The following is a 26,904-nucleotide window of genomic DNA, read 5'->3' as shown; positions in this document are numbered from 1 at the left end:
TGATCAATGAACCTGAATGAACCCCGCGATCTGGCGCCGTTGCTCGAAGCGTTTCTGCTCGCCTCCGGAAAACCGCAATCCCTGGAGCGCCTCTATGAGCTGTTCGAAGAGGGCGAGCGGCCCGAACCGCCGGTGTTCAAAAAGGCGCTGACGTTGCTGGGCAAGTCCTGCGACAACCGCGCCTTTGAACTGAAAGAGGTTGCCACCGGCTATCGCTTGCAGATCCGCGAGAAGTTCGCGCCCTGGGTCGGGCGTCTGTGGGAAGAACGCCCGCAGCGTTATTCGCGCGCCCTCCTGGAAACCATGGCGCTGATCGCCTATCGCCAGCCGATCACCCGGGGCGAGATCGAGGACGTGCGCGGCGTCGCGGTCAATACCAACATCGTCAAGACCCTGATGGAGCGCGAGTGGATCAGGATCGTCGGCTACCGCGACGTGCCCGGCAAGCCAGCGATGTTCGCCACTACCAAAGCCTTTCTTGACCACTTCAACCTGAAAAGCCTCGACGAACTGCCGCCGCTGGCCGACTTGCGCGAGATGGAAACCGAGCCGGTGCTGGAATTCGACGACGCGCCAGTGCCTGCGCATTTGCAGGCGTTGGCCGATGCCAGCCTGGAAGTTGATCCCGACGCAGAGCCTGAAACCCCTCGGGATGAGACCAGTTTCCGCAGCCTGCTGGCCGAGCTGGATACCATGGAGCAGGGCCTGAAAATCGACTTCGACGATTTATTGCTCGATGAGGCCGATAAAGAGTCTGAATTGGAAGAACCGCCGCAGGACGATGAAGATCCTCGGTGACGATGGCTGCGGCGGAAATGTCCGCAGCCCCAATTCCTCACTCAGGCGAACCCATGAGCACCAAGAATCCCTGCATCAGCCTCTGCAAGTTCGACGAAGAGATTTGCCTCGGCTGCGGTCGCAGCAAGCGCGAGATCAAATCCTGGAAAAAGATGGAAAAGGACGAAAAGCGCTCGGTGCTCGCCGAATCGGCCCTCCGGCTGATCAAGCTCAAGGGCGCCAGTCGGCGGAAAAAGAAGTGAGCCTGATTTTTTCATCTAGTCTTTGATGCGCAACGCGCGTCAGGCGCGTATGATTCGCGACCTTTTGGCGATCCACACGCGCCAGGGATTTCAGTTTTCTGCCCGTTCCGCTTCAGAGTTGTTCTGATCCGGAGCCGCTTTCTTCCAGAGAGCCGGGCCACAGGCCATGCCCACTCGCGCATGCCCTGATTCGACACACCGGGAGGTGCCCAGATGAGTGAACAAGACAAGCAAGACAAAGAGATCGGCCCAGCAGGCGAAAAACTGCAGAAGGTCCTGGCGCGCATTGGCGTCGGTTCCCGTCGCGACGTTGAAGCCTGGATCGGCGAAGGCCGCATCAAGGTCAACGGCGTTCAGGCCACTCTCGGTCAACGCGTTGACCTGCACGACGCCATCACGGTCGACGGTCGCGTGATCCGCCGCGAAGAAGCCGCCGAAACCGTTCGCCGCGTCGTCATGTACAACAAGCCGGATGGTGAAATCTGCACCCGCGACGACCCTGAAGGCCGTCCGACCGTCTTTGATCGCTTGCCGCGCCCGAAAGAAGGCCGCTGGATCAACATCGGTCGTCTGGACATCAACACCACCGGCTTGCTGATGTTCACCACTGACGGTGAATTGGCCAACCGCCTGATGCACCCCTCGTTCGAGATGGACCGCGAGTACGCCGTGCGCGTCCGTGGCGAAGTCGACGACGACATGCTGGCACGCCTGAAGGCTGGCGTGGTGCTGGAAGACGGCCCGGCGCGTTTCACCGACATCCAGCAGGCACCGGGCGGCGAAGGCTTCAACCACTGGTACCACTGCGTGGTGATGGAAGGCCGCAACCGCGAAGTTCGCCGGTTGTGGGAATCCCAGGGCTTGGTGGTCAGCCGCCTGAAGCGCGTGCGTTTCGGTCCGGTGTTCCTTAATTCCGACCTGCCGATGGGCCGCTGGCGCGAAATGAGTCAGCAGGAAGTCGACATCCTCAGCGCGGAGGTCGGCTTGACGCCGGTCGCGATGCCGCAGATGACCGCCAAGACCAAGGACAAGCTGGAGCGTTTGCAGCGTCAGTCGTCCCGTCCGTTGGGCAAAGGCGAGCGTGTGCGTCAGCTGCGTCCGGCCAAGGATGCAGTGTCCCCTGATCGTCCGGCCCGCGAGCCGCGTCTGGCGGATGGCGAGCGCCCGGCGCGCAAGCCTGCGGAAAACGGTCGTCCGGCGCGCACCCCGCGTCCGGCCATCGGTGGTCGTGGCGGCGACAATGCCCGTGGCGGCAATCCACGTGGCGACGGCGCTCGCAGTGACAACGGTCGTGGTACGCCAGTGGCGGAACGCCCGAGCGACATGAACAAACGCCCGGCCAAGCCTAAGCCTTCGCGCCCTGGCATTGGTCTGGTGGACGACAAGACCCCGTCCGGCAAACGCCGCGGCCCTCCAAGCGGCTCCGGTCAGCGTCCAGGCTTCGGTCGTCGCAAGCCTGAGTAATGCCGTAGTGAAACACTGACAGCGGTCTGCACTACGAAAAACGCCAGTCGAGAGACTGGCGTTTTTTTATGCGCGCTTAAGAGTCAGACGACGTAGGCGGTGCCGTCGAACACCACGCGCTTGTCCACGGCCAGTGAACCGCTGTTGAAGATCAGGTCCATGTGATGGCTGCCCTTGGCGCCGCCGCCCAGGCCCAGATGCAGCCCGCAGTGACGCTCTTCGAACCCCGCGTTGCGCGCGTACAGCTGACTGACGCCTTCGTTGGTGCCGATCCCCAGTTCTTCGATGCGCCGGTTCGAGGGATTGGCGTCCAGGTATTTATTGAAGTCATGCTCCAGCCCCGGTACGTCAGTAGCGATGCGGGTCACCACGGAGTTCTCGATCCACAGTTCCAGTGGCGATTCGATGATCCCGTACTTGCGCGCGAAAGGGATGGTGCTGAGAAAGGTGCCGAGGAACCGCACATGACCGTTGATGGATTCGCTGTGGGTGGCGATCTCACCGGGTGCCAGGTCGTAGTTGCCGACGCCGTTGATGTTGGTCCACTTCTTCAGTTCGCGCAGCGGTGCCTCGAAGTACGAGCCGTGCTCGTCGCTGAAGCTGAGGGTCTCGCCTTCGCTCATGGTGTCGATCAACGCCGCATTCAGCTGCGCGATGCGCTCTGGCTCAACGCTGAACGTGTCGTAGAAATAGTCGCCGTAATCCTTGAACAGCAGAGACTTCTTCCACTGCGCCGACATCACCTCCTGCAACTGACGAATGAAAGGCGGTCCTTCGGCGCGCGGGTTGGGCAGCGTTGAGGAATCGTAGAACAGGACATAGAGATCGGAATGGGTGATGGCTTCTGTCAGTTCGCCGACCGGGGTGGTGTCCAGCGGCATAGTGCTGAACCGGAAGAAATCCCGCGCCGTTGAGCTTTCGGCGATGCCATCGACGAGGCTGTGGTATTCCGGGGTATGGGCCAGTAGTACTTGGGGAGTGGTCATGCCGTTAACGGCGGGGTGGTGTTGCAGGTAATACAGGAAGTGTTCGATGGCGCTGCTGTTGTCCATGGGTGCGCTCCGCTCCGAATGCTCAAAACAAGAGGGCGAACGCGTTAGCCACGTTCGCCCTTTAGCTGTTTTAGAACGGCCACATGGCAGTGCCAAACGGCACCACGGCGTCGGCCTGCATCATCTCCACAGCGGCATCATGAGTCGGTGCTTCAAACCAATCGTCCAATTGCAGTTCTTCTTCCAGAGCCAGTTCAACTGTTTGCATAGGTGAATCTCCTGAGAATGACGTACTTGCCGAATGCAGCGAGGACGAAAGGCATCGCCTTAAGTCCTCGTCATGGAAGCACACTGACCTTCGTGGCCAGCAAGCACTGAAAAAACTAGTTCAATAGTCAGGCTGTTGCAAAGTGAAAAACGGGTGCTGGATGCTGGCATTTTGCCGGACTTTTCAAAAGTTGCAGCGAAAACAACGTTAGGGAGCTTACGATTTCGGTTAATTATTTTCGCGACAAAATTGTGTCGGCGGGGTGATTAAGAGCTCAATCAATCACAGCTTCCCGGCTTAAGCCGGTCTTACTCTCCGCGCAAACCGGTGTGAGCGGTGTACAATACGCGCCCGTTTTTTCTGTGATCCACCGGCGTACGGACGCCAACCCCTCGAGGTTACCCACTCCGTTTTCCTCCGTCGCGCCATGAGCGCGTCGGGTTCGATTCCGTCACAGACAAGCGCGCCAAGGTGATTTGCCAATGAGTGAAAACATGTCCCATTCGGGTGACTTGAAGCGTGGTCTGAAGAACCGCCACATCCAGCTGATCGCCCTCGGTGGCGCGATTGGCACGGGTCTGTTCCTGGGCTCGGCAGGGGTTCTGAAATCCGCTGGCCCGTCGATGATCCTTGGCTACGCCGTCTGCGGCTTCATCGCCTTCATGATCATGCGCCAGCTCGGCGAGATGATCGTCGAAGAGCCGGTGGCCGGGTCGTTCAGCCATTTCGCCCACAAATACTGGGGCGGCTTTGCCGGCTTCCTGTCGGGCTGGAACTGCTGGGTTTTGTACATTCTGGTGGGCATGTCCGAGCTGACCGCCGTCGGCAAATACATCCAGTACTGGTGGCCGGAAGTCCCTGCGTGGGCCTCGGCGGCCGTGTTCTTCGTGATGATCAACGTCATCAACCTGGCCAATGTGAAAGTCTTCGGCGAGGCCGAATTCTGGTTCGCGATCATCAAGGTCGTGGCGATTCTGGGGATGATCGCCCTGGGCAGTTATCTGCTGGTGAGCGGCGAGGGTGGCCCGCAAGCGTCGGTGAGCAATCTGTGGGATCGGGGTGGCTTCTTCCCCCATGGCGTGAGCGGGCTCGTCATGGCGCTGGCGTTCATCATGTTCTCGTTCGGGGGCCTGGAAATGCTCGGCTTCACCGCTGCGGAAGCGGACCAACCGCGTACCATCATTCCGAAGGCCATCAACCAGGTCATCTACCGGATTCTGATTTTCTACATCGGCTCGCTGGTGGTGCTGCTGTCACTGACGCCGTGGGACGCCTTGCTGGTCGACCTCAATGCGTCCGGCGATGCCTACAGCGGCAGCCCGTTCGTGCATGTTTTCTCGATGCTGGGCAGCACAACGGCGGCGCACATTCTTAACTTCGTCGTGCTGACGGCGGCTTTGTCGGTCTACAACAGCGGCACTTATTGCAACGCACGCATGCTGTTCGGCATGGCCGAGCAGGGCGATGCGCCGCCATCATTGGCGCGGGTCGACAGTCGCGGCGTACCGGTGCGGGCGATTCTGGTATCGGCGGCCGTGACGCTGATTGCTGTGCTGCTCAACTACCTGATGCCGCAAAACGCCCTCGAGCTGTTGATGTCGCTGGTGGTCGCGACGCTGGTGATCAACTGGGCGATGATCAGCTATTCCCACCTCAAATTCCGCCAACACCTGAGCCGCGTCGGCCAGCAGCCGTTGTTCAAGGCGCTGTGGTACCCGTATGGCAACTACGTCTGTCTGGCGTTTGTGGTGCTGATTCTGGGGATCATGCTGATGATTCCCGGCATCCGGGTTTCGGTGTACGCGATCCCGGTCTGGCTGGCGGCGATGTGGGTGTTCTACCTGATCAAGAACAAGCGCCGGGCCAACAGCGAGTCGATGGCCCAGCGCACGTCGATCATCAAATGAGGCGAGAGCCGCCGGTGAAATCGCGGCGGCTTTGGACCAGGACATAGGTTGCGATGCTGATCATCTCCAACAACATCCATCTGCCGGACAGCGACGTCGAGCTGACTGCCATCCGTGCACAGGGGGCGGGGGGGCAGAACGTCAATAAGGTGTCCAGCGCCATGCACCTGCGCTTCGACATCAACGCCTCGTCGCTGCCGCCGTTCTACAAGGAACGACTTCTGGCGCTGCGTGACAGTCGTATCACCAGCGACGGCGTGCTGGTCATCAAGGCGCAGCAATACCGGACGCAGGAGCAAAACCGTGCTGACGCGCTGGAGCGCCTGAGTGAGTTGATCATCAGTGCAGGGAAGGTCGAGAAGAAGCGCCGGCCGACCAAGCCGACCCTGGGCTCGAAGACCCGTCGACTGGAGTCGAAGACCAAGCGCGGGTCGATCAAGGCAGGGCGGGGCAAGGTCGATTTTTGACCCGCGCAAGCGGGATCAGCTCGCGACTGGCTTTTCCCGCGTCCTCTTCGCGTGCTTGTAGAGATACACGCTCAGCCCCAGCCCGCTCAGCGAAGCCAGCGCGGCAAACAGGAAAATCGACGCAAAGCCGAAGCCTGCCGCCACGGCGCCCGCCACCGGCCCGGTAATCCCCAGTGACAGATCAATGAACAGCGAATAAGCCCCCACTGCCGCACCGCGACTGGCGGGTGGCACAAGATTCACCGCTTCAACGCCGAGCGCCGGGAACACCAGCGAGAAGCCGAAGCCGGTCAGCGCCGCGCCGGCCAATGCCAGATTCGGGTTGGGCGCCAGCCACAGCAGCAGCAACCCCAACGTCTCCACCGACAGGCAGGCAATCGCCACGCGGAAGCCGCCGATGCGATTGATCAGGTTGCCGAACAGCAGGCGTGCGCCGATGAAGCAGGCGCCGAACAGGCTCAGGCAAAACACCGCATTTGGCCAGGCGTGGCTGGCGTAATACAGCGTGATAAACGTCGCGATGGTGCCGAAGCCGATTGACCCCAGCGCCAGCCCAGTGCCGTGGGGCAGCACACGCCCTAGCACGTGAAGGAAGGGCAAACGCTCCCCATGCACCAACGGCGCCGGGGTTTTCTTCCAGGCCAGGGAAATCCCCAGCGCCGCGAGCAGCATGATGCTGACGCCCATGCTCCACAGCCCCAGCGCGTTGACCAGCAGCACACCCAGCGGCGCGCCGATGGCCAGTGCGCCGTAGCTGGCGATACCGTTCCAGGAAATCACTTTGGCCGTGTTGGCAGCGCCGACGCGGCCGATGCCCCAGCCAATCGAGCCGGAGCCAACCAGACTTTCTGCGCTGCCGAGCACCAGACGGCCCACGAACAAGCTGATCAGACTGACCATCGGCCAGGCGTCGAGCCAGTCGGCGAGGAGCATGAACACGCCGCTCAACCCGCAGCCGAACAGGCCGATGATGACGGCCTTTTTCGGGCCTCGGGTGTCGATGAAGCGCCCGGCAAAGGGGCGGCTGAGCAGTGTGGCGAGGTATTGCACGCTGATGACCAGCCCGGCGGCCACCGCGCCGAAGCCTAGGTCGGTGTGCACATAGCCCGGCAATACGGCCAGCGGGATACCGATGTTCAGGTAGCCGATGAAGGTGAACAGCACGATGGAAACAACCTGCAGCGTGACAGCCATAGGACGTTGAGGGGCAGCGCTCGAAGCGTCTGGCATGGGCATAGATCCACGGTTACGACGGAAATAGAAAGGCGAGGGGGCAATCGGGTTGAAGCGTAGACGCTTGAATCCGTGCGAGGGCACATGATAACGAGGCACGGTGGTTCATGGCAGCAGCGGATGGGCGGATCTGATTTCGGGGTCAAGCAGAGGTAAAGCCTGTTGCGAATGATTCAGCCCTTATGGAAATACACCTTGAAGACGCTCTTCCATAGGGGCTGAACAGTCAGCGGTAAAAATCGGCCTTCAGCGCGGGCTTTGGGCTTTGCTGCTGTCATTACTCTTACCGCTGGCTTTCAGCTCGATCGGCTGACCGAGTTCCTGGCGGGCTGCTGCACTTTGCTGGGTTTGGCTTGGGAAGGGGAAGTTCGGGATTTCATGCATATCATCGCTCCTCACAAGTGTGTTGCGGCTGAATTGAACAGCGCGTCTTAAAACGCTCAGGGAGGATACAGCAGTACAAATGACAATCAGACTTTTAAATGCGGGCCGCCGGTCATGTAGTGAGGATAGGTTCCTACAACATGCGCGCGGCCCTCGAAAAAGTCGGCTCGGTGAGCGCCTCAGTCCTCGCAAACCGCTGCAAACGCCGCTGCCAGTTCAGCCAGTCGCGTGGCATCAATCCCCGCCACGTTGGCCCGACCCGCTGCCACCATGTACACGCTGTGTTCGTTGCGCAGACGCGCCACCTGATCGTCGTTCATGCCGGTGTAGGAAAACATCCCGCGCTGCACGGCGATGTGGGCGAAGCGTTCACCCAGACCCAGCGGCGTGAGTGCCTCGACCAGCCCGACCCGAAGGCGCGCAATGCGGCTGCGCATCTCTTCGACTTCTTCAGCCCAAAGGGCTTTCAATTCAGGATCGCCGAGGATTTCGGCGACGACGGCAGCGCCATGATCCGGTGGATTCGACCACAGATTACGGGCCGTCGCCGACAGCTGACTGCGCACATCCATCAGCTTGTCGGTGGTGTCGGCGCAGACCAGCAAGGCGCCGGTGCGCTCGCGGTACAGGCCGAAATTTTTCGAGCAGGAACTGGTGATCAGCAACTCAGGCAGTTCGCCGGCAAACAGGCGAACCGCCCAGGCGTCCTCCTCAAGACCGTCACCAAAACCCTGATACGCGAAATCGATCAAGGGCAGCAGGTTGCGTTGCTTGACGATTTCCAGCACCGCGTACCAGTCATCACGGGACAGGTCGAACCCGGTCGGGTTGTGGCAGCAGGCATGCAACAGGACGACGTCGCCCTCGGGAATAGTCCTCAACGTCTCCAGCATGGCCGGCACGTTGAGCGTGTTGTCACTGCCCACGTAGGGGTAGTGACTGACTTTGAGGCCCGCCGCGGCGTAGATGGTTTCGTGAATCGGCCAGGTCGGATCACTCAGCCAGATGCCCTTGCCCGGCAGGCAATTGGCAATGAAGTCCGCGCTCAAACGCAGCGCGCCGGTGCCGCCGGGTGTCTGGGTGGCGCCAACGCGCTTACTGGCGATCAGCGGTGAATTGGCGCCCATGACCAGCTCACAGATCAGCGTGCCGAAACGCGGTTCGCCATGGCCACCGATGTAGCTCTTGGTGGGCTGGGAATCGACCAGCCGTTGCTCTGCGATTTTCACCGCGCGGGGAATGGTGGTCAGGCCCTGCGCATCTTTATAGACGCCCACGCCCAGGTCGAACTTGTTCGGATTCGGGTCTTTGGCGTAGGCCTGAATCAGGCCCAGGATGGGATCGTCCGGTACGCGCTGGATCTGTGAAAAATGCATTTTACTTACGGCCCTCGGCACTTTTGGCCACCTCGTCTGTGCGGGAGGCCATGATGAAATCGTTGCGGTGCAGCCCCTTGATGGAATGGCTCCACCAGGTCACGGTCACTTTGCCCCATTCGGTCAGCAGACCCGGGTGGTGACCTTCGGCCTCGGCAATTTCGCCGACCGCGTTGGTAAACGCCAGCGCAAATTTGAAATTCTTGAACAGAAAGACTTTTTCCAGCTGCATGACGCCGTCACGCACTTCGATGTTCCAGTCCGGGATCTGCTTGAGCAAATCCGGCAGCTCGGCGTCACTGACCTGTGGGGCGTCGGCGCGGCAGGCTTCGCACTGGGATTGATTGAGAGCGGTCATTGGGAGATTCCTTGATCGGGTTCGGGCTGCTGTTTCAGGCAGCTTTTGTTTTAGGCGGCTTTGGTCTTGGCGGCGAACTTCGGCGCGTGCAGCCCCCGTTCGGACGCCGTGCGGGCCATGCCCATGATGTCTTCGTGGGCAAGGTCGAACAGACGCTTGAGATCCGGCAGCACAAAATACAGCGGCTGCAGAATGTCGATGCGGTAGGGCGTGCGCATGGCTTCAATCGGGTCGAAGGGTTGATGTTCAGGGGTTGATGACACGCTGTAAACGGTTTCCTTGGGCGAGGAAAGGATGCCGCCGCCGTAGATCTTGCGCCCTTGGGGCGTGTCGACCAGGCCGAACTCGATGGTCATCCAGTAGAGGCGGGCAAGATACACGCGCTGCTCTTTGCTGGCTGCCAGACCGAGCTTGCCGTAGGTGTGGGTGAATTCTGCAAACCAGGGGTTGGTCAGTAGCGGGCAGTGTCCGAAAACCTCGTGAAAGATGTCGGGCTCTTGCAGGTAGTCGAGCTCTTCTTCGCTGCGAATGAACGTAGCGACTGGAAATCGCTTGCTCGCCAGCAACTCGAAGAACGTTTGAAAAGGGATCAGCGCCGGTACGCGCTCGACTTGCCAACCCGTTGTAGCGCCGAGGACGCGGTTGATCTCGCCGAGCTGCGGAATACGGTCGTGGGGCAGGGCGAGTTGCTCTATCCCATCCAGATACTCCTGACACGCACGGCCCTCGACGACTTTGAGCTGCCGGGTGATGAGGGTGTTCCAGATGCTGTGCTCAGCGTCGGGATAATCAATGAATCCGGTGGCATCCGGCTCGCGGGCGACGTACTGCGTACTCATGGGGCTCTCCTGGTGGTTTCTTCTTATATGGAGCAAAGCGATGTGCGGAGGTTAAATCCGACTGAGCCATTGATAGCTGATTTGGCGCTCTTGAAGTGCAGGGTTGCCGTTCGATCAGGGCCGCAATGCTCGCAGATCTGTAAAGAAATCGTGACGACCAGCCGGCGCTTGCTCAAATACATCACCCGTTGCGCTTCATTCAACGCTTGCGCTGTAACGTATTCTTGACGATAAACTCGGCCCAATCCGAAATCGATGCCACGTTCGCGAGCCCTTCATGCGTATCAAAGTCCATTGCCAGAACCGCGTCGGTATCCTGCGCGACATCCTCGAGTTGCTGGTGGCTTACGGCGTCAACGTCTCCGGCGGCGAAGTGGGCGGTGAGCATGGCGACGCCATTTACCTGCGTTGCCCGAACCTGATCAATCTGCAGTTCCAGGCGCTGGTGCCGAAGTTCGAGACCATCGCCGGGGTATTCGGCGTCAAGCGTGTGGGATTGATGCCCAGCGAGCGTCGGCACATGGAGCTCAATGCCTTGCTCGGCGCACTGGAATTCCCGGTGCTCTCCATCGACATGGGCGGCTCCATCGTTGCGGCCAACCGCGCCGCCGCGCAGCTGCTGGGCGTGCGCGTTGATGAGGTGCCGGGCATCCCGCTGTCCCGCTACGCCGAGGACTTCGACCTGCCGCAACTGGTGCGCGCCAATCGCTCGCGCATCAACGGCATGCGCGTGAAAGTGAAGGGCGACATCTTTCTGGCTGACATCGCGTCCCTGCAATCCGAGCATGAAGACAGCGAGGCCATGGCCGGCGCGGTGCTGACACTGCACCGCGCCGACCGGGTCGGCGAGCACATCTATAACGTGCGCAAGCAAGAGCTGCGCGGTTTCGACAGTATTTTTCAGAGTTCGAAGGTGATGGCCGCGGTGGTTCGGGAGGCCCGCCGCATGGCCCCGCTGGATGCGCCGTTGCTGATCGAAGGCGAAACCGGCACGGGTAAAGAACTGCTGGCGCGGGCCTGTCACCTGGCCAGCCCCCGCGGCCAGTCGCCGATGATGGCGCTCAACTGCGCGGGGTTTTCCGAATCCATGGCTGAGACCGAGCTGTTCGGCTACGGCCCCGGCGCATTTGAAGGTGCACGAGCCGAAGGCAAGTTGGGGCTGCTCGAATTGACCTCGGGGGGGACGTTGTTTCTCGACGGCGTCGCGGAAATGAGTGCGCGGTTGCAGGCGAAACTGCTGCGCTATTTGCAGGAAGGCTGCTTCCGAAGGGTCGGCAGCGACGAAGAGGTTTACCTGGACGTGCGCATCATCTGTGCCACGCAAGTGGACTTGTCCGAACTCTGCACCCGGGGCGAATTCCGCCAGGACCTCTACCACCGGCTCAACGTGCTGTCGCTGCACATTCCGCCCCTGCGCGACTGCCTGGACGGTCTTGCGCCGCTGGTTGAGCACTTTCTCGATCAGGCCAGTCGGCAGATTGGTTGCGCCTTACCCCGGCTGGCGCCAGCGGCAATGGAGCGGCTCAGCCAATACCACTGGCCGGGCAATGTGCGGCAGCTGGAAAACGTATTGTTCCAGGCTGTTTCGCTGTGCGACGGAAAACTGGTGAAAGCTGAACATATTCGCCTGCCGGATTACGGCGTGCGACAACCCTTGGGAGCGTTTTCCCTGGAAGGGGGGCTGGAAGACATTGTCGGGCGGTTCGAGAAAGCAGTACTTGAGCAGCTATATGCGGCGCACCCGAGCAGCCGTTTATTAGGCAAGCGATTGAGTGTTTCCCATACAACCGTCGCCAATAAGTTGAAGCACTACGGAATAGGCCAAAGTTAAAAGTTGTTCATGACTGTAGAGGCACGCTTACCCGCGAATCGGTAATGCTGTTAGCGGATATATAAACTCATACACCGCGATTCGCGGGCAAGCGCTCTTGCAAGCAAGCGGCGAGCGCAACTGATCAGCCGTTGCTGCAACCGTTGCCCATGACCTGATACTCAAGCACGTGGCGTTTGCCCTGAGAGTCAACGTAGGTCATATGCTGTGGGACGACCTGGCAGACGTTCGGCACTTCATCCACTGAAATAACCTTCGCGATATCCAGCTTGGTGGAGTAGGTGTATTCCTCGACACGCTGTTGCTGGGCGGCCACTTTTGCGCCGGATTCTTCTGCCATTGCCATGGCGCTGAAACCACAAAGAGCCATTACAACCAGTGCAGCTTTCATTACTCATTTCCTCTAAGTTGCTTCATTAACACTGCGACGCAGAAAGTGCGGTCGACAGGGTGCGCAGAATCCTTGTGGGGCTCTGGGTGAAGCGAATGATGACCGGGTGGGTTTAGTTGATCGATATTCCAGCGTGGGGGCTGTTGTTAATCAATCATTTGCCGTGTTGGCGGAACGGATTCTATGCCCCTGTCCGGAATTCATATAGAAACCATTCTGATAAAGTCTGTTGAGCAAATCGGCAACAATCGCTGTTATTCGGTTGTTGGCAGGGCTCGACGGGTTCTTTAGTCGTAGCCGGGACATGAAGATTTGCCTGAAACCGGGCACTTCACCTGCTTTCAGCGCTATGCTCGGAGTCGGTAAGACCATCGTCGAATGGCCTTTGCAGCCATCGGCGGATACAACAGGGTCATAAAACAACAACATTTCCACCGAGGTAAGAAAGATGAGTGCGGCTTCCCTTTACCCCGTCCGCCCTGAAGTGGCAGCCAATACGCTGACTGACGAGGCGACCTACAAGGCGATGTACCAGCAGTCGGTGGTCAATCCCGATGGCTTCTGGCGCGAACAAGCCCAGCGCCTTGACTGGATCAAGCCATTCACCACCGTCAAACAGACCTCCTTCGACGACCACCGCGTCGACATCAAGTGGTTCGCCGACGGCACCCTGAACGTTTCCTACAACTGCCTCGACCGCCATCTGGCCGAGCGCGGTGATTCAATCGCGATCATCTGGGAGGGCGACGATCCTTCCGAGAGCCGCAACATTACCTACCGCGAACTGCACGAAGAAGTCTGCAAGTTCGCCAACGCGCTGCGCGGGCAGGATGTCCATCGCGGCGATGTCGTCACTATCTATATGCCGATGATCCCGGAAGCCGTGGTGGCCATGCTGGCCTGCGCGCGCATCGGTGCGATTCACTCGGTGGTGTTTGGTGGTTTCTCGCCTGAAGCACTGGCTGGTCGCATCATCGACTGCAAATCGAAAGTGGTGATTACCGCAGACGAAGGGCTGCGTGGCGGCAAGAAAACCGCCATGAAGGCCAACGTCGACCGTGCCTTGACCAACCCGGAAACAGCGAGCGTACAGAAGGTCATCGTGTGCAAGCGCACCGGCGGCGATATCGAGTGGAACCGTCATCGCGATATCTGGTACCACTCGCTGCTGGACGTGGCCTCAAGCACCTGCGCGCCGAAAGAGATGGGCGCCGAAGAATCGCTTTTCATCCTTTACACCTCGGGTTCCACCGGCAAGCCGAAGGGCGTGCTGCACACCACAGCGGGCTATTTGCTGTACGCGGCGCTGACCCACGAGCGCGTGTTCGATTACCGTCCGGGCGAAGTGTACTGGTGCACCGCGGACGTCGGCTGGGTCACCGGCCACAGCTATATCGTCTACGGCCCGCTGGCCAATGGCGCGACCACGCTGCTGTTCGAGGGCGTGCCGAACTACCCGGACATCACCCGCGTGTCGAAAATTGTCGACAAGCACAAGGTCAACATCCTCTACACCGCGCCGACCGCCATTCGCGCCATGATGGCTGAAGGCACGAAGGCCGTAGACGGTGCTGATGGTTCGAGCCTGCGTCTCTTGGGTTCGGTCGGCGAGCCGATCAATCCGGAAGCCTGGAACTGGTACTACAACACGGTCGGCAACAAGAATTGCCCGATCGTCGACACTTGGTGGCAAACCGAAACCGGCGGCATTCTGATCAGCCCGCTGCCTGGCGCCATTGCCTTGAAGCCGGGTTCGGCGACGCGTCCGTTCTTCGGCGTCATCCCGGCCCTGGTGGATAACCTCGGCAACCTCATCGAAGGCGCGGCGGAAGGCAATCTGGTGATTCTCGACTCCTGGCCGGGTCAGTCGCGCAGCCTGTACGGCGACCACGATCGTTTCGTCGACACGTACTTCAAGACCTTCCGCGGCATGTACTTCACCGGCGACGGCGCCCGTCGCGACGAAGACGGTTACTACTGGATCACCGGTCGTGTCGACGACGTGCTCAATGTGTCTGGCCACCGCATGGGCACCGCCGAAATCGAGAGTGCGATGGTGGCTCACCCGAAAGTGGCCGAAGCGGCGGTCGTGGGCGTGCCTCACGATCTGAAAGGGCAGGGCATCTACGTCTACGTCACCCTGAACGGCGGTGAAGTGCCGGACGAAGCGTTGCGCATCGAGCTGCGCAACTGGGTGCGCAAGGAGATCGGTCCGATTGCTTCGCCGGATGTGATTCAGTGGGCGCCGGGTCTTCCGAAGACCCGTTCCGGGAAGATCATGCGACGCATCCTGCGCAAGATCGCGACCGGGGAGTACGACGCGCTGGGCGATATCTCGACGCTCGCTGATCCGAGTGTGGTTGCGCATCTGGTGGAAACCCACAAGACCATGACTGCGGCCTGACGGTCTTGCTTCGTAAGATCAAGGGCGTCGGCCTAACGGCCTCTGTTTCGCCTTCGGCGAGTTACTTGGAAAAGCACCCCAAGTAACCAAGGGTGCCTGCTCTCGGTTGGGCCCGACTTCGTCGGGTTCCTTCACTCCGGCCTCGCTCCGTGGGCCCGCGCCGAACGGACATCCATGTCCTGACGGCGCTCTCGCCGCATCCCTGCGGCTCGGCCCACTCCGCGAGACCTCCGTTCAGCCTGCACCAAAGTCGCGTTTGGTGGTGTCTGGGCTTTTTGTGTTTGAAGAGCAAAAGCAGATCAAAGGCTTCCCGGCTAAAGCCGGTCCTACGGGGGCGCGCGGTCTGTTAGTGGGACCGGCTTTAGCCGGGAAGAGGCCAGTCCAGGCGCCAACAATTATGCTGATCGCACCCCCGTCCTTGTGGGAGTGAGCTTGCTCGCGAATGCTGCATTTCAAACACCAATTATTTGGCGGAGGTGCCAATGCCTTCGCGAGCAAGCTCGCTCCCCCAGTATCCTTAGCCCGCAATCCGGCCCTGATCCGCCCTCGATCTGCCTTTGATCTGCTTTTGATCTGCTTTTGATCTGCTTTTGATCTTCATACGCAAGAGGCTCAAACACCGCCAATCGCGACTTGGGTGCAGGCCGAACGCAGACGACGCGGAGTGGGCCGAGCGGCATGGATGCCGCGAGAGCGCCGCTAGGACATGGATGTCCGTTCGGCGCGGGCCCACGGAGCTTCGTCGGAGTGAGGGAACCCGACGAAGGAGGGCCAAACCAGGAGCAAGCACCTTTGGTTACTTGGGGATGGTGCGACTTTCGACTTTTCCAAGTAACTCGCCGAAGGCGAAACGTCTGCCCTTAGGCAGACGCTCTTGATCTCAAGCCCTCAGGCGGACCCGGAGAATCGAGAAATATCGATTTGTTACCGCGCATCCGTCCCGGTAACCTCCCTCGCCCCAGTGGGGCATTTCCACCCGAAAACCAGGCATTTCATCGCGCCGAATCAACCCGCTTCCACGCTGGACTTGCCGGATCATAAGGCTTTGCCAATAATGGGCGCGTTATTTGCTTCGTTGATAGGTTTGCCAGCTCTGGCACTTGCATAAAGCTTTTTGGATGTCAATTAGCCTGAATACGATTTCATGCGCTTCTGTAACTAGTTGTCGCATTGAAGAAATATCGACTTTCAGCCTGCCGCTAAAATGCCGACCACTCGCCGAAGGCTAGTCGGGTCCAGAGACCCGCCGGCACCTCGCGTCGCAATTTCTGATTCCTCCTGTTCATTGAGCGTCTCGCTCACTGCCATTTGTCGCGTTATACCGATGGAGTTCCAAGAAATGAAAAAGCTCATGCTGCTGGGTGCGCTGGCACTGTCCGTATTGGCACAGCCCGTGTTCGCCGATGAAAAGCCCATGAAGATCGGCATCGAAGCGGCATACCCTCCGTTTGCCTCGAAGGCGCCGGACGGCAGCATCGTCGGCTTCGACTACGACATCGGCAACGCCCTGTGCGAAGAGATGAAGGTCAAGTGCGTGTGGGTCGAACAGGAATTCGACGGCCTGATCCCGGCGCTGAAAGTGCGCAAGATCGACGCCATCCTGTCCTCGATGTCCATCACCGAAGACCGCAAGAAGTCGGTCGACTTCACCAACAAGTACTACAACACCCCGGCCCGTCTGGTCATGAAGCAGGGCACCGTCGTCAGCGACGCCCTGACCGAGCTCAAGGGCAAGAACATCGGCGTGCAGCGTGGCTCGATCCACGAGCGTTTCGCCAAGGAAGTCCTGGCCCCGCTGGGTGCTGAAATCAAGCCGTACAGCTCGCAGAACGAAGTCTATCTGGACATCGGCGCCGGTCGTCTCGATGGCACCGTGGCTGATGCCACCCTGCTGCAGGACGGCTTCCTGAACACCGAATCCGGCAAAGGCTACGCGTTCGTCGGCCCGGCCTTCACCGACGTCAACTACTTCGGCGATGGCGTCGGCATTGCCGTGCGCAAAGGCGACAAGGCGGACCTGGACAAGCTCAACGCCGCCATCGCGGCCATCCGTGCCAATGGCAAATACAAAGCCATTCAGGACAAGTACTTCGACTTCGACATCTACGGCAAGTAAGTTGGTTTAAAGCCGTCAATGGCGCAAACAGCCGGTCACCGCACCGACTGATTGCGCCATTTTTCTATCCCGCGCTTGAGGGCCAAACAACATGTTGAAAGGTTACGGAGCCGTCATCCTCGACGGTGCATGGCTGACCTTGCAGCTCGCTCTGTGCTCCATGGCGCTGGCGATCGTGCTCGGCCTGATCGGCGTGGCATTGCGGCTGTCGCCGGTGCGCTGGCTGGCCTGGCTGGGCGATCTGTACTCCACCGTGATCCGCGGCATTCCCGATCTGGTGCTGATTCTGCTGATTTTCTACGGCGGTCAGGACCTGCTCAACCGCGTTGCGCCGTTGCTCGGTCACGACGACTACATTGACCTGAACCCGCTGGTGGCCGGTATCGGCACGCTGGGTTTCATTTTTGGCGCGTACCTGTCGGAGACCTTCCGCGGCGCGTTCATGGCCATCCCGAAAGGCCAGGCCGAAGCGGGCATGGCCTACGGCATGAGCAGTGGCCGGGTGTTCTTCCGCATTCTGGTACCCCAGATGATCCGTCTGGCGATCCCCGGGTTCACTAATAACTGGCTGGTACTGACCAAGGCCACCGCGCTGATTTCCGTGGTCGGTCTGCAGGACATGATGTTCAAGGCCAAGCAGGCGGCTGATGCCACCCGCGAGCCCTTCACTTTCTTCCTCGCAGTCGCGGCCATGTACCTGGTGATCACCAGTGTCTCGCTGCTGGTACTGCGCTACGTCGAAAAACGTTACTCGGCCGGCGTTAGGGTGGCAGACCTATGATTTTCGATTACAACGTCGTCTGGGAAAGCCTGCCGCTGTATTTCGGCGGCCTGCTGATCACCCTCAAACTGCTCGCGCTCTCGCTGTTTTTCGGCCTGCTCGCTGCACTGCCGCTGGGCTTGATGCGCGTGTCGAAAATCGCCTGGGTCAATCTGCTGGCCTGGAGTTATACCTACGTCATTCGCGGCACGCCGATGCTGGTTCAGTTGTTCCTGATCTACTACGGGCTGGCGCAATTCGAAGCGGTGCGCGAAAGCATTCTGTGGCCGTGGCTGTCGAGCGCGACGTTCTGTGCGTGCCTGGCCTTCGCCATCAACACCAGCGCCTACACCGCTGAAATCATCGCCGGCAGTCTGAAGTCCACGCCGCCGGGCGAGATCGAGGCGGCGCGGGCGATGGGCATGTCGAAAGCCAAAATGTACCGCCGCATTCTGCTGCCGTCGGCCCTGCGCCGGGCGCTGCCGCAGTACAGCAACGAAGTGATCATGATGCTGCAGACCACCAGTCTGGCGTCCATCGTCACGCTGATGGACATCACCGGTGCGGCGCGCGCTGTAAACGCCCAGTTCTACCTGCCGTTCGAGGCCTACATCACTGCAGGCGTTTTCTACCTGTGCCTGACGTTCATTCTGGTGAAACTGTTCAAGCTGGCCGAGCGCCGCTGGCTCAGTTACCTCGCCCCGAGGAAGCACTGATATGCAGCGCATCGATCACGATTTGCCGTGGGGCAACCTCGGCACCCAGCGCACCCTGAGTGTGTTCCGTTTCGGTCAGGGCGAGCGCAAGGCCTACATTCAGGCCAGCCTGCACGCCGATGAGCTGCCGGGCATGCGCACCGCCTGGGAATTGAAGAAACGCCTGACCCAGCTGGAAGAACAGGGCCTGCTCAAGGGCGTCATCGAGCTGGTGCCGGTCGCCAACCCAATCGGTCTGGGCCAGTTGCTGCAGGGCAACCATCAGGGCCGTTTCGAGTACGGCAGCGGCAAGAATTTCAATCGCGATTTCACCGAATTGAGCGAGCCGGTGGCTCAGGCGCTGGCAGGCAAGCTCGGTGACGACCCTCACGCCAACGTCAAACTGATTCGTCAGGCCATGGCCGACGTGCTTGAGCAGTTAGCGCCGGCGGGCAGCGAACTGGCGGGCATGCAGCGCGTCTTGCTGGGTCACGCCTGCAACGCCGACGTGGTGCTGGACCTGCATTGCGACACCGACGCTTCGCTGCACATGTACGCCTTGCCCCAGCACTGGCCGCAATGGCGGTCGTTGTCGGCGCATCTGGGGGTCACGGTTGCGCTGCTGGCTGAAGATTCCGGCGGCAGTTCGTTCGACGAAGCCTGTTCGTTGCCGTGGCTGCGTTTGTCCAAGCAGTTCCCGGACGCGCAGATCCCGCTGGCCTGCCTGGCGACCACTCTGGAGCTGGGCGGCCAGACCAACACCGGCAAGGCTGAAGCCGAGGCCTACGCCGAGGGCATTCTGGCGTTTCTCGCCGAGCAGGGCCTGATCAGTGGCGAGTGGCCGCAAGCTGGCCATGAAGCCTGCGAAGGCATGCCCTTCGAAGGCACCGAAATGATTTACGCGCCCCATCCCGGCGTGCTGACTTTCTTGCGTCCGGCGGGGGCCTGGGTCGAATCAGGCGAGCCGCTGTTCGAAGTCATCGACCCGTTGACCGATCGCGCCACCACCGTCTGTGCCGGTACCGCCGGGGTGCTGTTCGCCATCGAAAAACTGCGTTACGCCCAGCCGGGTTTCTGGATGGCCAAAGTGGCCGGCCGCACACCGTTGCGCAGCGGCCGCCTGCTCAGTGACTGATTACTTGTGAGAACCGACATCATGAACAAACTGGAAGTCCAGGACCTGCACAAGTGCTATGGCAGTCACGAAGTGCTGAAAGGCGTCTCGCTGACCGCCAAGGCCGGTGATGTCATCAGCATCATCGGTTCCAGCGGCTCGGGGAAGAGTACGTTTCTGCGCTGTATCAACCTGCTGGAGCAGCCGAAATCAGGGCGCATCCTGCTCAACAATGAAGAGCTGAAACTCGTCTCCAACAAGAACGGTGGTCTGAAGGCGGCTGATCCGAAACAGCTGCAGCGCATGCGTTCGCGCCTGTCGATGGTGTTTCAGCACTTCAACCTGTGGTCGCACATGACCGCACTGGAAAACATCATCGAAGCGCCGGTGCATGTCCTGGGCGTGCCGAAGAAAGAGGCCCTGGAAAAGGCCGAACATTATCTGAACAAGGTTGGCGTTTATCACCGCAAGGACGCTTACCCGGGGCACATGTCCGGCGGCGAACAGCAGCGCGTGGCGATTGCCCGGGCGCTGGCAGTGGAGCCGGAAGTCATGCTGTTTGACGAACCGACTTCCGCGCTGGACCCCGAGCTGGTCGGCGACGTACTGAAGGTCATGCAGGCACTGGCCCAGGAAGGCCGGACCATGGTGGTAGTGACCCATGAAATGGGCTTCGCCCGTGAAGTGTCGAACCAGTTGATTTTCCTGCACAAGGGCCTGGTCGAAGAAAGCGGCAACCCCCGTGAAGTGCTGGTCAATCCGAAATCCGAGCGTTTGCAGCAGTTCCTGTCCGGCAGTTTGAAGTAACGAGCCCGCCATGTGAGAGCGGTGCGTTTTGCTTCAGAACGGTTCATGCTGCGCGTCATTCAGACCGCAGCCATTGACTGAAGGTTACAGAATCCCATCGCATGCCAGGCGTGCGACCCCTTTTAGCGACACGTTTCGGATTGCACGCCATGACTGCCCATCGAATCGGATTTCTCATCTGGCCCGGCACCAAAGCCTTGACCCTGGCGCTGGCGGAGGAAGCCCTGCGTGTTGCTCAGCGCGTTCACCCCGAAGTGGTTTACGAACTGTCGTTTCTGCAGGCCGAGCCCCCCGTTGACGGCGCCGGTTGGCAGTTGCCGGGCGAGCCGTGGGTCGGTCGTCTGGAAGGGTTTCAGAAGCTGTTTCTGCTGGCTGACGAGCCACCGGCGCCGATGTCTTCGGCCCTCGGTGGCGCGCTCAAGCAACTGGTCCGCGCCGGTTGCGTGATCGGTGGGTTGTCGGCGGGTGTGTATCCGCTGGCGCAGCTGGGTTTGCTCGACGGTTACCGTGCCGCGGTGCACTGGCGCTGGCAGGACGACTTCGCCGAGCGCTTCCCCAAGGTCATCGCCACCAGTCATCTGTTCGATTGGGATCGCGATCGCCTGACCGCCTGCGGCGGGATGTCCGTATTGGATCTGTTGCTCGCGGTGCTGGCCCGTGATCATGGCGCCGAGCTGGCCGGCGCGGTGTCGGAAGAACTGGTGGTGGAGCGCATCCGTGAAGGCGGCGAGCGTCAGCGGATTCCGTTGCAGAACCGTCTGGGTTCCAGCCACCCCAAGCTGACCCAGGCGGTGCTATTGATGGAAGCCAACATCGAAGAGCCACTGACCACCGACGAAATCGCCCAGCACGTGTGCGTGTCGCGACGTCAGCTGGAGCGCATCTTCAAGCAGTACCTCAATCGCGTGCCGAGCCAGTATTACCTCGAACTGCGCCTGAACAAGGCGCGCCAGATGCTGATGCAGACCAGCAAGTCGATCATTCAGATCGGCTTGTCCTGCGGGTTCTCCTCGGGGCCGCATTTCTCCAGCGCCTACCGCAACTTCTTCGGCGCCACCCCCCGTGAAGACCGCAACCAGCGTCGCAGCAGCAGCCCATTCGAATTGTCGTCGGTGCCCGCCGAGCGTGGTTGAGCATTAGCCGTGGGCTGTTTAGATCCTGCACTGCAATACGCGCACGCCACCGGTTAAACTGCGCCTTTGTGACGCAATTTGTCGCATTGCCGCAAACCCCGTAAAAAGCCGGTTTGGCGCTGTAAGAAGTTGTCGCTTGGCGGCAAGGCCCGGCCCGAATCAGTCCTTACAATCCTTCCATCGCTCGCCTGTCCCAGGCAGGCGTTCCTCTTCAGGAGACTCCGATGTCCGTTGAGCAAGTACCGGTGCAACGTGCCGATTTCGACCAGGTGATGGTCCCCAACTATGCCCCGGCAGCGTTTATTCCCGTGCGCGGTCAGGGTTCTCGCGTCTGGGATCAGTCGGGTCGCGAACTGGTTGATTTCTCCGGCGGCATCGCGGTCAACGTGCTGGGCCACGCGCACCCTGCGCTGGTGGGCGCGCTGACCGAACAGGCCAACAAGCTGTGGCATGTCTCCAATGTCTTCACCAACGAACCGGCGCTGCGTTTTGCCAAGAAGCTGGTTGACGCCACCTTTGCCGACCGCGTGTTCTTCTGTAACTCCGGCGCGGAAGCCAACGAAGCCGCTTTCAAACTGGCCCGCCGCGTGGCCCACGATCTGTACGGCCCGGACAAGTACGAAATCGTCGCTGCCCTGAACAGCTTCCACGGTCGCACCCTGTTCACCGTGAGCGTCGGCGGTCAGCCGAAATACTCCGACGGCTTCGGGCCGAAAATCACTGGCATCACCCACGTCCCGTTCAATGACCTTGACGCGCTGAAAGCCGCTGTCTCGGACAAGACCTGCGCGGTGGTACTGGAGCCGATCCAGGGCGAGGGCGGCGTACTGCCTGCCGAACTCGAATACCTGCAAGGCGCGCGCAAATTGTGCGACGACCACAACGCGCTGCTGGTCTTCGACGAAGTTCAGAGCGGCATGGGGCGCAGCGGTCATCTGTTCGCGTACATGCATTACGGAGTGACGCCGGACATCCTCTCCAGCGCGAAAAGCATCGGCGGCGGCTTCCCGATGGCGGCCATGCTCACCACTGAAAAACTCGCCAAGCACCTAGCCGTTGGCGTTCACGGCACCACCTACGGCGGCAACCCGCTGGCGTGCGCAGTGGGCGAAGCGGTCATCGATGTGGTCAATACCCCGGAAGTGCTGGCCGGCGTGAAGGCCAAGCATGAATTGTTCAAGGCCCGTCTGGAGAAGATCGGTCAGCAATACGGCGTGTTCAGCCAGGTGCGCGGCATGGGCCTGTTGATCGGTTGCGTATTGACCGACGCCTGGAAAGGCAAAGCCAAAGACTTCTTCAACGCCGCCGAACAGGAAGGCGTAATGGTGCTCCAAGCCGGTCCCGACGTGGTGCGTTTCGCGCCGAGTCTGGTGGTGGAAGACGCCGATATCGAAGAAGGCCTGAACCGCTTCGAACGGGCAGTCGCCAAGCTGACCGGGGCGTAAGTCTTTCGGGCGACGGGGACACACCCTTCGGCTGATGTCGTACGCATTCCCTGTAGGAGTGAGCTTGCTCGCGATAGCGTTGGGTCAGGTGCAGATTTTTCGCTGGACCGCCGCCTTCGCGAGCAAGCTCACTCCTACGAATGGCGGCCAGACAGAACTTTTTTATCGCCGATAAACCGGCCCGATTTTTTTCTCAAGGAGTGACACCATGCTGGTGATGCGCCCCGCGCAAATGGCGGATCTGAGCGAGGTTCAACGACTCGCGGCAGACAGCCCGATTGGTGTCACGTCCCTGCCGGATGACGCTGGACGTCTGAGTGACAAGATTGCTGCGTCCGAAGCCTCGTTCGCGGCGGAAGTCAGTTTCAACGGCGAAGAGACGTACTTCTTTGTCCTCGAAGACACAGAAGCGGGCCGTCTGGTGGGCTGTTCAGGGATCGTCGCCTCGGCGGGGTATTCCGAGCCGTTCTACAGCTTTCGCAACGAAACCTTCGTCCACGCCTCCCGTGAACTGAAGATCCACAACAAGATTCACGTGCTCTCGCAGTGCCACGACCTTACCGGCAACAGCCTGCTGACCAGCTTCTACGTGCTGCCCGAACTGGTCGGCACGCTGTGGTCGGAGCTCAACTCCCGCGGCCGTCTGCTGTTCGTCGCCGGCCACCCGGAGCGCTTTGCCGACTCAGTAGTCACTGAGATCGTCGGTTACAGCGACGACCACGGCGACTCGCCGTTCTGGGACGCCATCGGGCGCAACTTCTTCGACATCAACTACGCCGAAGCCGAGCGCCTGTGCGGGCTGAAAAGCCGGACCTTCCTCGCCGAGCTGATGCCCCATTACCCGATCTACGTGCCGCTGCTGCCCGATGAAGCGCAGGAAGCCATGGGCCAGGTCCATCCGCGCGCGCAGATCACCTTCGACATCCTGATGCGCGAAGGCTTCGAGACCGATCATTACATCGACATCTTCGACGGCGGACCGACCCTGCACGCGCGGGTCTCGGGCATTCGTTCCATCGCCCAGAGCCGCGTCGTGCCGGTCAAGGTCGACACGGTCAGTACCGGTGATGCGGTCAAGGGCGGGCGGCCTTATCTGGTTTCCAATGGCCAGTTGCAGGATTACCGCGCGGTCATGCTGGAGCTGGACTGGGTGCCCGGCAAGCCGGTCGCTTTGAGTCTGACTGCGGCCGAAGCGCTGGGCGTCGGCGAAGGCGCCAGTGTGCGCATCGTCGCGGTCTGACAACCGGGTCAAGTTGGGTTGAGATGAGTTGACGGCGACCGGCGATGCAATGGCAGGCCGACGCCGTAATGCAGGTTAGCGAGTTCGCCGGGGGTTGCAGAACCTCCGGCATGAGGAGAAAGCATGATCGTTCGTCCCGTACGCAGCAGTGACCTTCCGGCGCTGATCGAGCTGGCGCGCAGCACCGGTGCAGGCCTGACCACCTTGCCGGCCAATGAAGAGCGTCTGGCGCACCGGGTCGGCTGGGCCGAGAAAACCTTCCGTGGCGAGGCCGGGCGGGGCGATGCTGATTACCTGTTCGTGCTCGAGGATGACGACGAGAAAGTCGTGGGCATTTCTGCGGTGGCCGGCGCCGTGGGTTTGCGCGAGCCCTGGTACAACTACCGGGTGGGCCTGACGGTCAGCGCTTCCCAAGAGCTGAATATCTACCGGGAGATCCCGACGCTGTTTCTGGCCAACGACCTCACCGGAAACTCCGAGCTGTGCTCGCTGTTCCTTCACGCCGACTACCGCAATGGCCTCAATGGCCGCTTGCTGTCCAAGGCGCGGATGCTGTTCATCGCCGAGTTTCCAGAGCTGTTCGGCACCAAGACCATCGCTGAAATGCGCGGCATCTCCGACGAGCAGGGCCATTCGCCGTTCTGGGAAAGCCTGGGCCGGCACTTCTTCAAAATGGAATTCAGCCAGGCCGACTACCTCACCGGGGTTGGCAACCGCGCCTTTATCGCCGAACTGATGCCGAAGTTTCCGCTGTACAGCTGCTTCCTCTCAGAAGCCGCGCGCGACGTCATCGGCCGCGTGCACGTCAGCACCGAACCGGCGCTGGCCATGCTCAAGGCTGAAGGCTTCAGCTATCAGGGATACGTCGACATCTTCGACGCCGGCCCGGCCATCGAATGCGAAACCAGCAAGATCCGCGCGGTCCGCGACAGCCAGGCGCTGGTGCTGGCCGTCGGCACGCCGGGTGACGACGCGACGCCCTTCCTTATCCACAACCGCAAGCGCGAAGACTGCCGCGTGACCGCTGCCCCTGCGCGTTTCGCCGCCGGCACCCTGGTGGTCGATCCACAGACCGCCAAGCGCCTGCGTCTCAGCGCCGGTGATCAGGTTCGCGCCGTGCCACTGTCGCCTGCCCGGGAGAGTATTTGATGAACACTTTGTATATCGGCGGTGCCTGGCAGGACGGCCAGGGCGACGTATTCGATTCCCTGAACCCTGTGACCCAGCAAGTGATCTGGTCGGGCAAAAGCGCAACGGCGGAACAGGTTGATGCGGCGGTCAAATCGGCCCGTCAGGCGTTTCCGGCCTGGGCGACGCGCAGCCTGGACGAGCGCATTGCTGTGCTTGAAGCCTTCGCCGCTGCGCTGAAGAACCGCGCCGATGAAATCGCCCGTTGCATCGGTGAGGAAACTGGCAAACCACTGTGGGAGTCGGCGACTGAGGTCACCAGCATGGCCAACAAAGTGGCGATTTCGATTCAGAGCTACCGCGAGCGGACCGGCGAGAAGAGCGGCCCGCTGGGCGACGCCACCGCCGTGCTGCGACACAAACCCCATGGTGTGGTGGCGGTGTTCGGTCCTTACAATTTCCCGGGTCACTTGCCTAACGGCCACATCGTCCCGGCGCTGCTGGCGGGCAACACTGTGGTATTCAAACCCAGCGAACTGACCCCAAAAGTCGCCGAACTGACCGTGCAATGCTGGATCGAGGCCGGTCTGCCGGCGGGCGTGCTCAATCTGCTGCAGGGCGCGCGGGACACCGGCATCGCCCTGGCGGCCCATACGGGCATCGACGGCTTGTTCTTCACCGGTTCCAGCCGCACCGGCAATTCCCTGCATCAACAGTTCGCCGGTCGCCCGGACAAGATTCTTGCCCTGGAAATGGGCGGCAATAACCCGCTGGTGGTCGATCAGGTCGCCGACGTCGATGCCGCGGTCTACACCGTGATTCAGTCGGCCTTCATTTCTGCTGGTCAGCGCTGCACCTGTGCCCGCCGTCTGCTGGTGCCCGAAGGTGCCTGGGGCGATGCATTCCTGGCGCGGCTGGTCGAGGTGACGTCGACCATTCAGGTCGGCGCCTTCGATCAACAGCCTGCGCCGTTCATGGGCTCGGTGATTTCCCTTGCCGCTGCGCAAGCGCTGATCGATGCCCAGGAAGTCATGCTGGCCAATGGCGCAGTGGCCCTGCTCGAAATGACCCAGCCTGCCGCGCAATCGGCGCTGCTGACGCCGGGCATCATCGACGTCAGTGACGTGGCGGATCGTGAGGATGAGGAACTGTTCGGCCCGTTGTTGCAGGTGATTCGCTACGCTGATTTCGACGCAGCCATCGAAGAGGCCAACGCCACACAGTACGGCTTGGCGGCGGGTTTGTTGTCGGATTCCGAAGCGCGCTATCAGCAGTTCTGGCTGCAGAGCCGTGCAGGCATCGTGAACTGGAACAAGCAACTGACCGGCGCGGCCAGTACCGCACCGTTCGGGGGTGTCGGCGCCTCGGGTAACCATCGCGCCAGCGCTTATTACGCGGCGGATTATTGCGCGTACCCGGTCGCGTCGCTGGAGACGGAAACCCTGGCGCTGCCTGCCAGCCTGACGCCCGGCATCACCCTGAACTGAGCGCGCTCCTTGATAGCGCAGCGCA

25 protein-coding genes are annotated in these 26,904 nt (G+C 60.8%); 17 read left to right on the top strand and 8 right to left on the bottom strand.

Annotated elements, in window-relative coordinates:
* Positions 1–6 precede the first annotated feature (6 nt).
* The 3 genes from scpB to rluB all read left to right on the top strand — a co-directional run bounded on the left by scpB (position 7) and on the right by rluB (position 2,504).
* Positions 7–798, top strand: coding sequence for an SMC-Scp complex subunit ScpB (gene scpB / locus AC0Z8Z_RS10455; protein ID WP_485619041.1), 792 nt, complete (start codon positions 7–9; stop codon positions 796–798).
* Positions 799–851: 53 nt separating this feature from the next.
* Positions 852–1,040 (top strand): DUF1289 domain-containing protein, encoded by a 189-nt coding sequence (locus AC0Z8Z_RS10450; RefSeq protein WP_163022138.1) that lies wholly within the window; start codon positions 852–854, stop codon positions 1,038–1,040.
* 213 nt (positions 1,041–1,253) lie between these two features.
* Positions 1,254–2,504, top strand: coding sequence for a 23S rRNA pseudouridine(2605) synthase RluB (rluB, locus tag AC0Z8Z_RS10445; RefSeq protein ID WP_485619040.1), 1,251 nt, complete (start codon positions 1,254–1,256; stop codon positions 2,502–2,504).
* 83 nt (positions 2,505–2,587) lie between these two features.
* Here rluB and AC0Z8Z_RS10440 read toward each other — a convergent pair whose 3' ends face one another.
* Positions 2,588–3,556, bottom strand: coding sequence for a CgnE/CgnB domain-containing protein (locus tag AC0Z8Z_RS10440; RefSeq protein ID WP_485619039.1), 969 nt, complete (start codon positions 3,554–3,556; stop codon positions 2,588–2,590).
* A 70-nt stretch (positions 3,557–3,626) separates the two neighbouring features.
* On the bottom strand, positions 3,627–3,764 hold the full coding sequence (locus AC0Z8Z_RS10435; RefSeq protein ID WP_163022139.1) for a hypothetical protein: 138 nt from the start codon (positions 3,762–3,764) through the stop codon (positions 3,627–3,629).
* A gap of 482 nt (positions 3,765–4,246) precedes the next feature.
* On the opposite strand from AC0Z8Z_RS10435, the gene AC0Z8Z_RS10430 reads away from it, so the two are divergent.
* Both AC0Z8Z_RS10430 and arfB read left to right on the top strand, forming a co-directional pair.
* Positions 4,247–5,671, top strand: a complete 1,425-nt coding sequence (locus AC0Z8Z_RS10430) for an amino acid permease (RefSeq protein WP_485619038.1) — start codon at positions 4,247–4,249, stop codon at positions 5,669–5,671.
* A 53-nt stretch (positions 5,672–5,724) separates the two neighbouring features.
* Positions 5,725–6,138, top strand: coding sequence for an alternative ribosome rescue aminoacyl-tRNA hydrolase ArfB (gene arfB / locus AC0Z8Z_RS10425; protein WP_065986956.1), 414 nt, complete (start codon positions 5,725–5,727; stop codon positions 6,136–6,138).
* Between the two features lie 15 nt (positions 6,139–6,153).
* Here arfB and AC0Z8Z_RS10420 read toward each other — a convergent pair whose 3' ends face one another.
* The 5 genes from AC0Z8Z_RS10420 to phhA all read right to left on the bottom strand — a co-directional run bounded on the left by AC0Z8Z_RS10420 (position 6,154) and on the right by phhA (position 10,328).
* Positions 6,154–7,368: an MFS transporter gene (locus AC0Z8Z_RS10420; RefSeq protein ID WP_485619037.1), complete on the bottom strand. Its 1,215-nt coding sequence runs from the start codon at positions 7,366–7,368 to the stop codon at positions 6,154–6,156.
* Positions 7,369–7,617: 249 nt separating this feature from the next.
* On the bottom strand, positions 7,618–7,755 hold the full coding sequence (locus AC0Z8Z_RS10415) for a hypothetical protein (protein WP_485619036.1): 138 nt from the start codon (positions 7,753–7,755) through the stop codon (positions 7,618–7,620).
* Between the two features lie 179 nt (positions 7,756–7,934).
* On the bottom strand, positions 7,935–9,131 hold the full coding sequence (locus AC0Z8Z_RS10410; protein ID WP_485619034.1) for an amino acid aminotransferase: 1,197 nt from the start codon (positions 9,129–9,131) through the stop codon (positions 7,935–7,937).
* Between the two features lies 1 nt (position 9,132).
* Positions 9,133–9,489: a 4a-hydroxytetrahydrobiopterin dehydratase gene (locus AC0Z8Z_RS10405; protein WP_074890313.1), complete on the bottom strand. Its 357-nt coding sequence runs from the start codon at positions 9,487–9,489 to the stop codon at positions 9,133–9,135.
* 50 nt (positions 9,490–9,539) lie between these two features.
* Positions 9,540–10,328 carry a phenylalanine 4-monooxygenase gene (gene phhA / locus AC0Z8Z_RS10400; protein ID WP_205484440.1) on the bottom strand — a complete coding sequence of 263 codons (789 nt, stop codon included), beginning with the start codon at positions 10,326–10,328 and terminating at the stop codon, positions 9,540–9,542.
* Positions 10,329–10,605: 277 nt separating this feature from the next.
* Between phhA and AC0Z8Z_RS10395 the strand changes: the two genes are divergently transcribed.
* On the top strand, positions 10,606–12,159 hold the full coding sequence (locus AC0Z8Z_RS10395; RefSeq protein ID WP_485619033.1) for a sigma-54-dependent transcriptional regulator: 1,554 nt from the start codon (positions 10,606–10,608) through the stop codon (positions 12,157–12,159).
* A 124-nt stretch (positions 12,160–12,283) separates the two neighbouring features.
* Here AC0Z8Z_RS10395 and AC0Z8Z_RS10390 read toward each other — a convergent pair whose 3' ends face one another.
* Entirely contained in the window at positions 12,284–12,550 is a 267-nt protein-coding gene (locus tag AC0Z8Z_RS10390) for a DUF2790 domain-containing protein (RefSeq protein WP_122624628.1), read from the bottom strand.
* Positions 12,551–12,998: 448 nt separating this feature from the next.
* Between AC0Z8Z_RS10390 and acs the strand changes: the two genes are divergently transcribed.
* From acs to astD, 11 genes are all read left to right on the top strand, one after another.
* Positions 12,999–14,954: an acetate--CoA ligase gene (gene acs / locus AC0Z8Z_RS10385; RefSeq protein ID WP_172611230.1), complete on the top strand. Its 1,956-nt coding sequence runs from the start codon at positions 12,999–13,001 to the stop codon at positions 14,952–14,954.
* A 1,339-nt stretch (positions 14,955–16,293) separates the two neighbouring features.
* Positions 16,294–17,070, top strand: a complete 777-nt coding sequence (locus AC0Z8Z_RS10380; RefSeq protein ID WP_122537545.1) for an ABC transporter substrate-binding protein — start codon at positions 16,294–16,296, stop codon at positions 17,068–17,070.
* A gap of 91 nt (positions 17,071–17,161) precedes the next feature.
* The gene (locus AC0Z8Z_RS10375; RefSeq protein WP_122537546.1) at positions 17,162–17,851 is read left to right on the top strand and encodes an ABC transporter permease; all 690 of its coding nucleotides are present in this window, start codon (positions 17,162–17,164) and stop codon (positions 17,849–17,851) included.
* Positions 17,848–18,546: an ABC transporter permease gene (locus tag AC0Z8Z_RS10370; RefSeq protein WP_122537547.1), complete on the top strand. Its 699-nt coding sequence runs from the start codon at positions 17,848–17,850 to the stop codon at positions 18,544–18,546. The genes AC0Z8Z_RS10375 and AC0Z8Z_RS10370 overlap by 4 nt, the downstream gene beginning before the upstream one ends.
* Before the next feature lies 1 nt (position 18,547).
* Positions 18,548–19,660, top strand: a complete 1,113-nt coding sequence (locus AC0Z8Z_RS10365; RefSeq protein WP_485619032.1) for a succinylglutamate desuccinylase/aspartoacylase family protein — start codon at positions 18,548–18,550, stop codon at positions 19,658–19,660.
* Between the two features lie 21 nt (positions 19,661–19,681).
* Positions 19,682–20,446, top strand: a complete 765-nt coding sequence (locus AC0Z8Z_RS10360; RefSeq protein WP_122537825.1) for an ABC transporter ATP-binding protein — start codon at positions 19,682–19,684, stop codon at positions 20,444–20,446.
* A gap of 149 nt (positions 20,447–20,595) precedes the next feature.
* Complete coding sequence (argR, locus tag AC0Z8Z_RS10355; protein ID WP_074890336.1) at positions 20,596–21,579, top strand: transcriptional regulator ArgR; 984 nt, start codon at positions 20,596–20,598, stop codon at positions 21,577–21,579.
* A 224-nt stretch (positions 21,580–21,803) separates the two neighbouring features.
* Positions 21,804–23,024 (top strand): aspartate aminotransferase family protein, encoded by a 1,221-nt coding sequence (locus tag AC0Z8Z_RS10350; protein WP_485619031.1) that lies wholly within the window; start codon positions 21,804–21,806, stop codon positions 23,022–23,024.
* Between the two features lie 208 nt (positions 23,025–23,232).
* Positions 23,233–24,264 carry an arginine/ornithine succinyltransferase subunit alpha gene (aruF, locus tag AC0Z8Z_RS10345; protein WP_122537551.1) on the top strand — a complete coding sequence of 344 codons (1,032 nt, stop codon included), beginning with the start codon at positions 23,233–23,235 and terminating at the stop codon, positions 24,262–24,264.
* Positions 24,265–24,387: 123 nt separating this feature from the next.
* Complete coding sequence (gene astA, locus AC0Z8Z_RS10340; protein WP_122537552.1) at positions 24,388–25,413, top strand: arginine N-succinyltransferase; 1,026 nt, start codon at positions 24,388–24,390, stop codon at positions 25,411–25,413.
* Positions 25,410–26,879 (top strand): succinylglutamate-semialdehyde dehydrogenase, encoded by a 1,470-nt coding sequence (gene astD, locus AC0Z8Z_RS10335; RefSeq protein ID WP_485619030.1) that lies wholly within the window; start codon positions 25,410–25,412, stop codon positions 26,877–26,879. Before astA ends, astD begins: the two co-directional genes overlap by 4 nt.
* Positions 26,880–26,904: the final 25 nt, after the last annotated feature.

The sequence above is a fragment of the Pseudomonas sp. 1L-C-7-B-C1 genome, assembly GCF_057291635.1.
The sequence above is the reverse complement of the archived record's forward strand: the minus strand, read 5'-3'. Positions and strand labels throughout refer to the sequence as shown.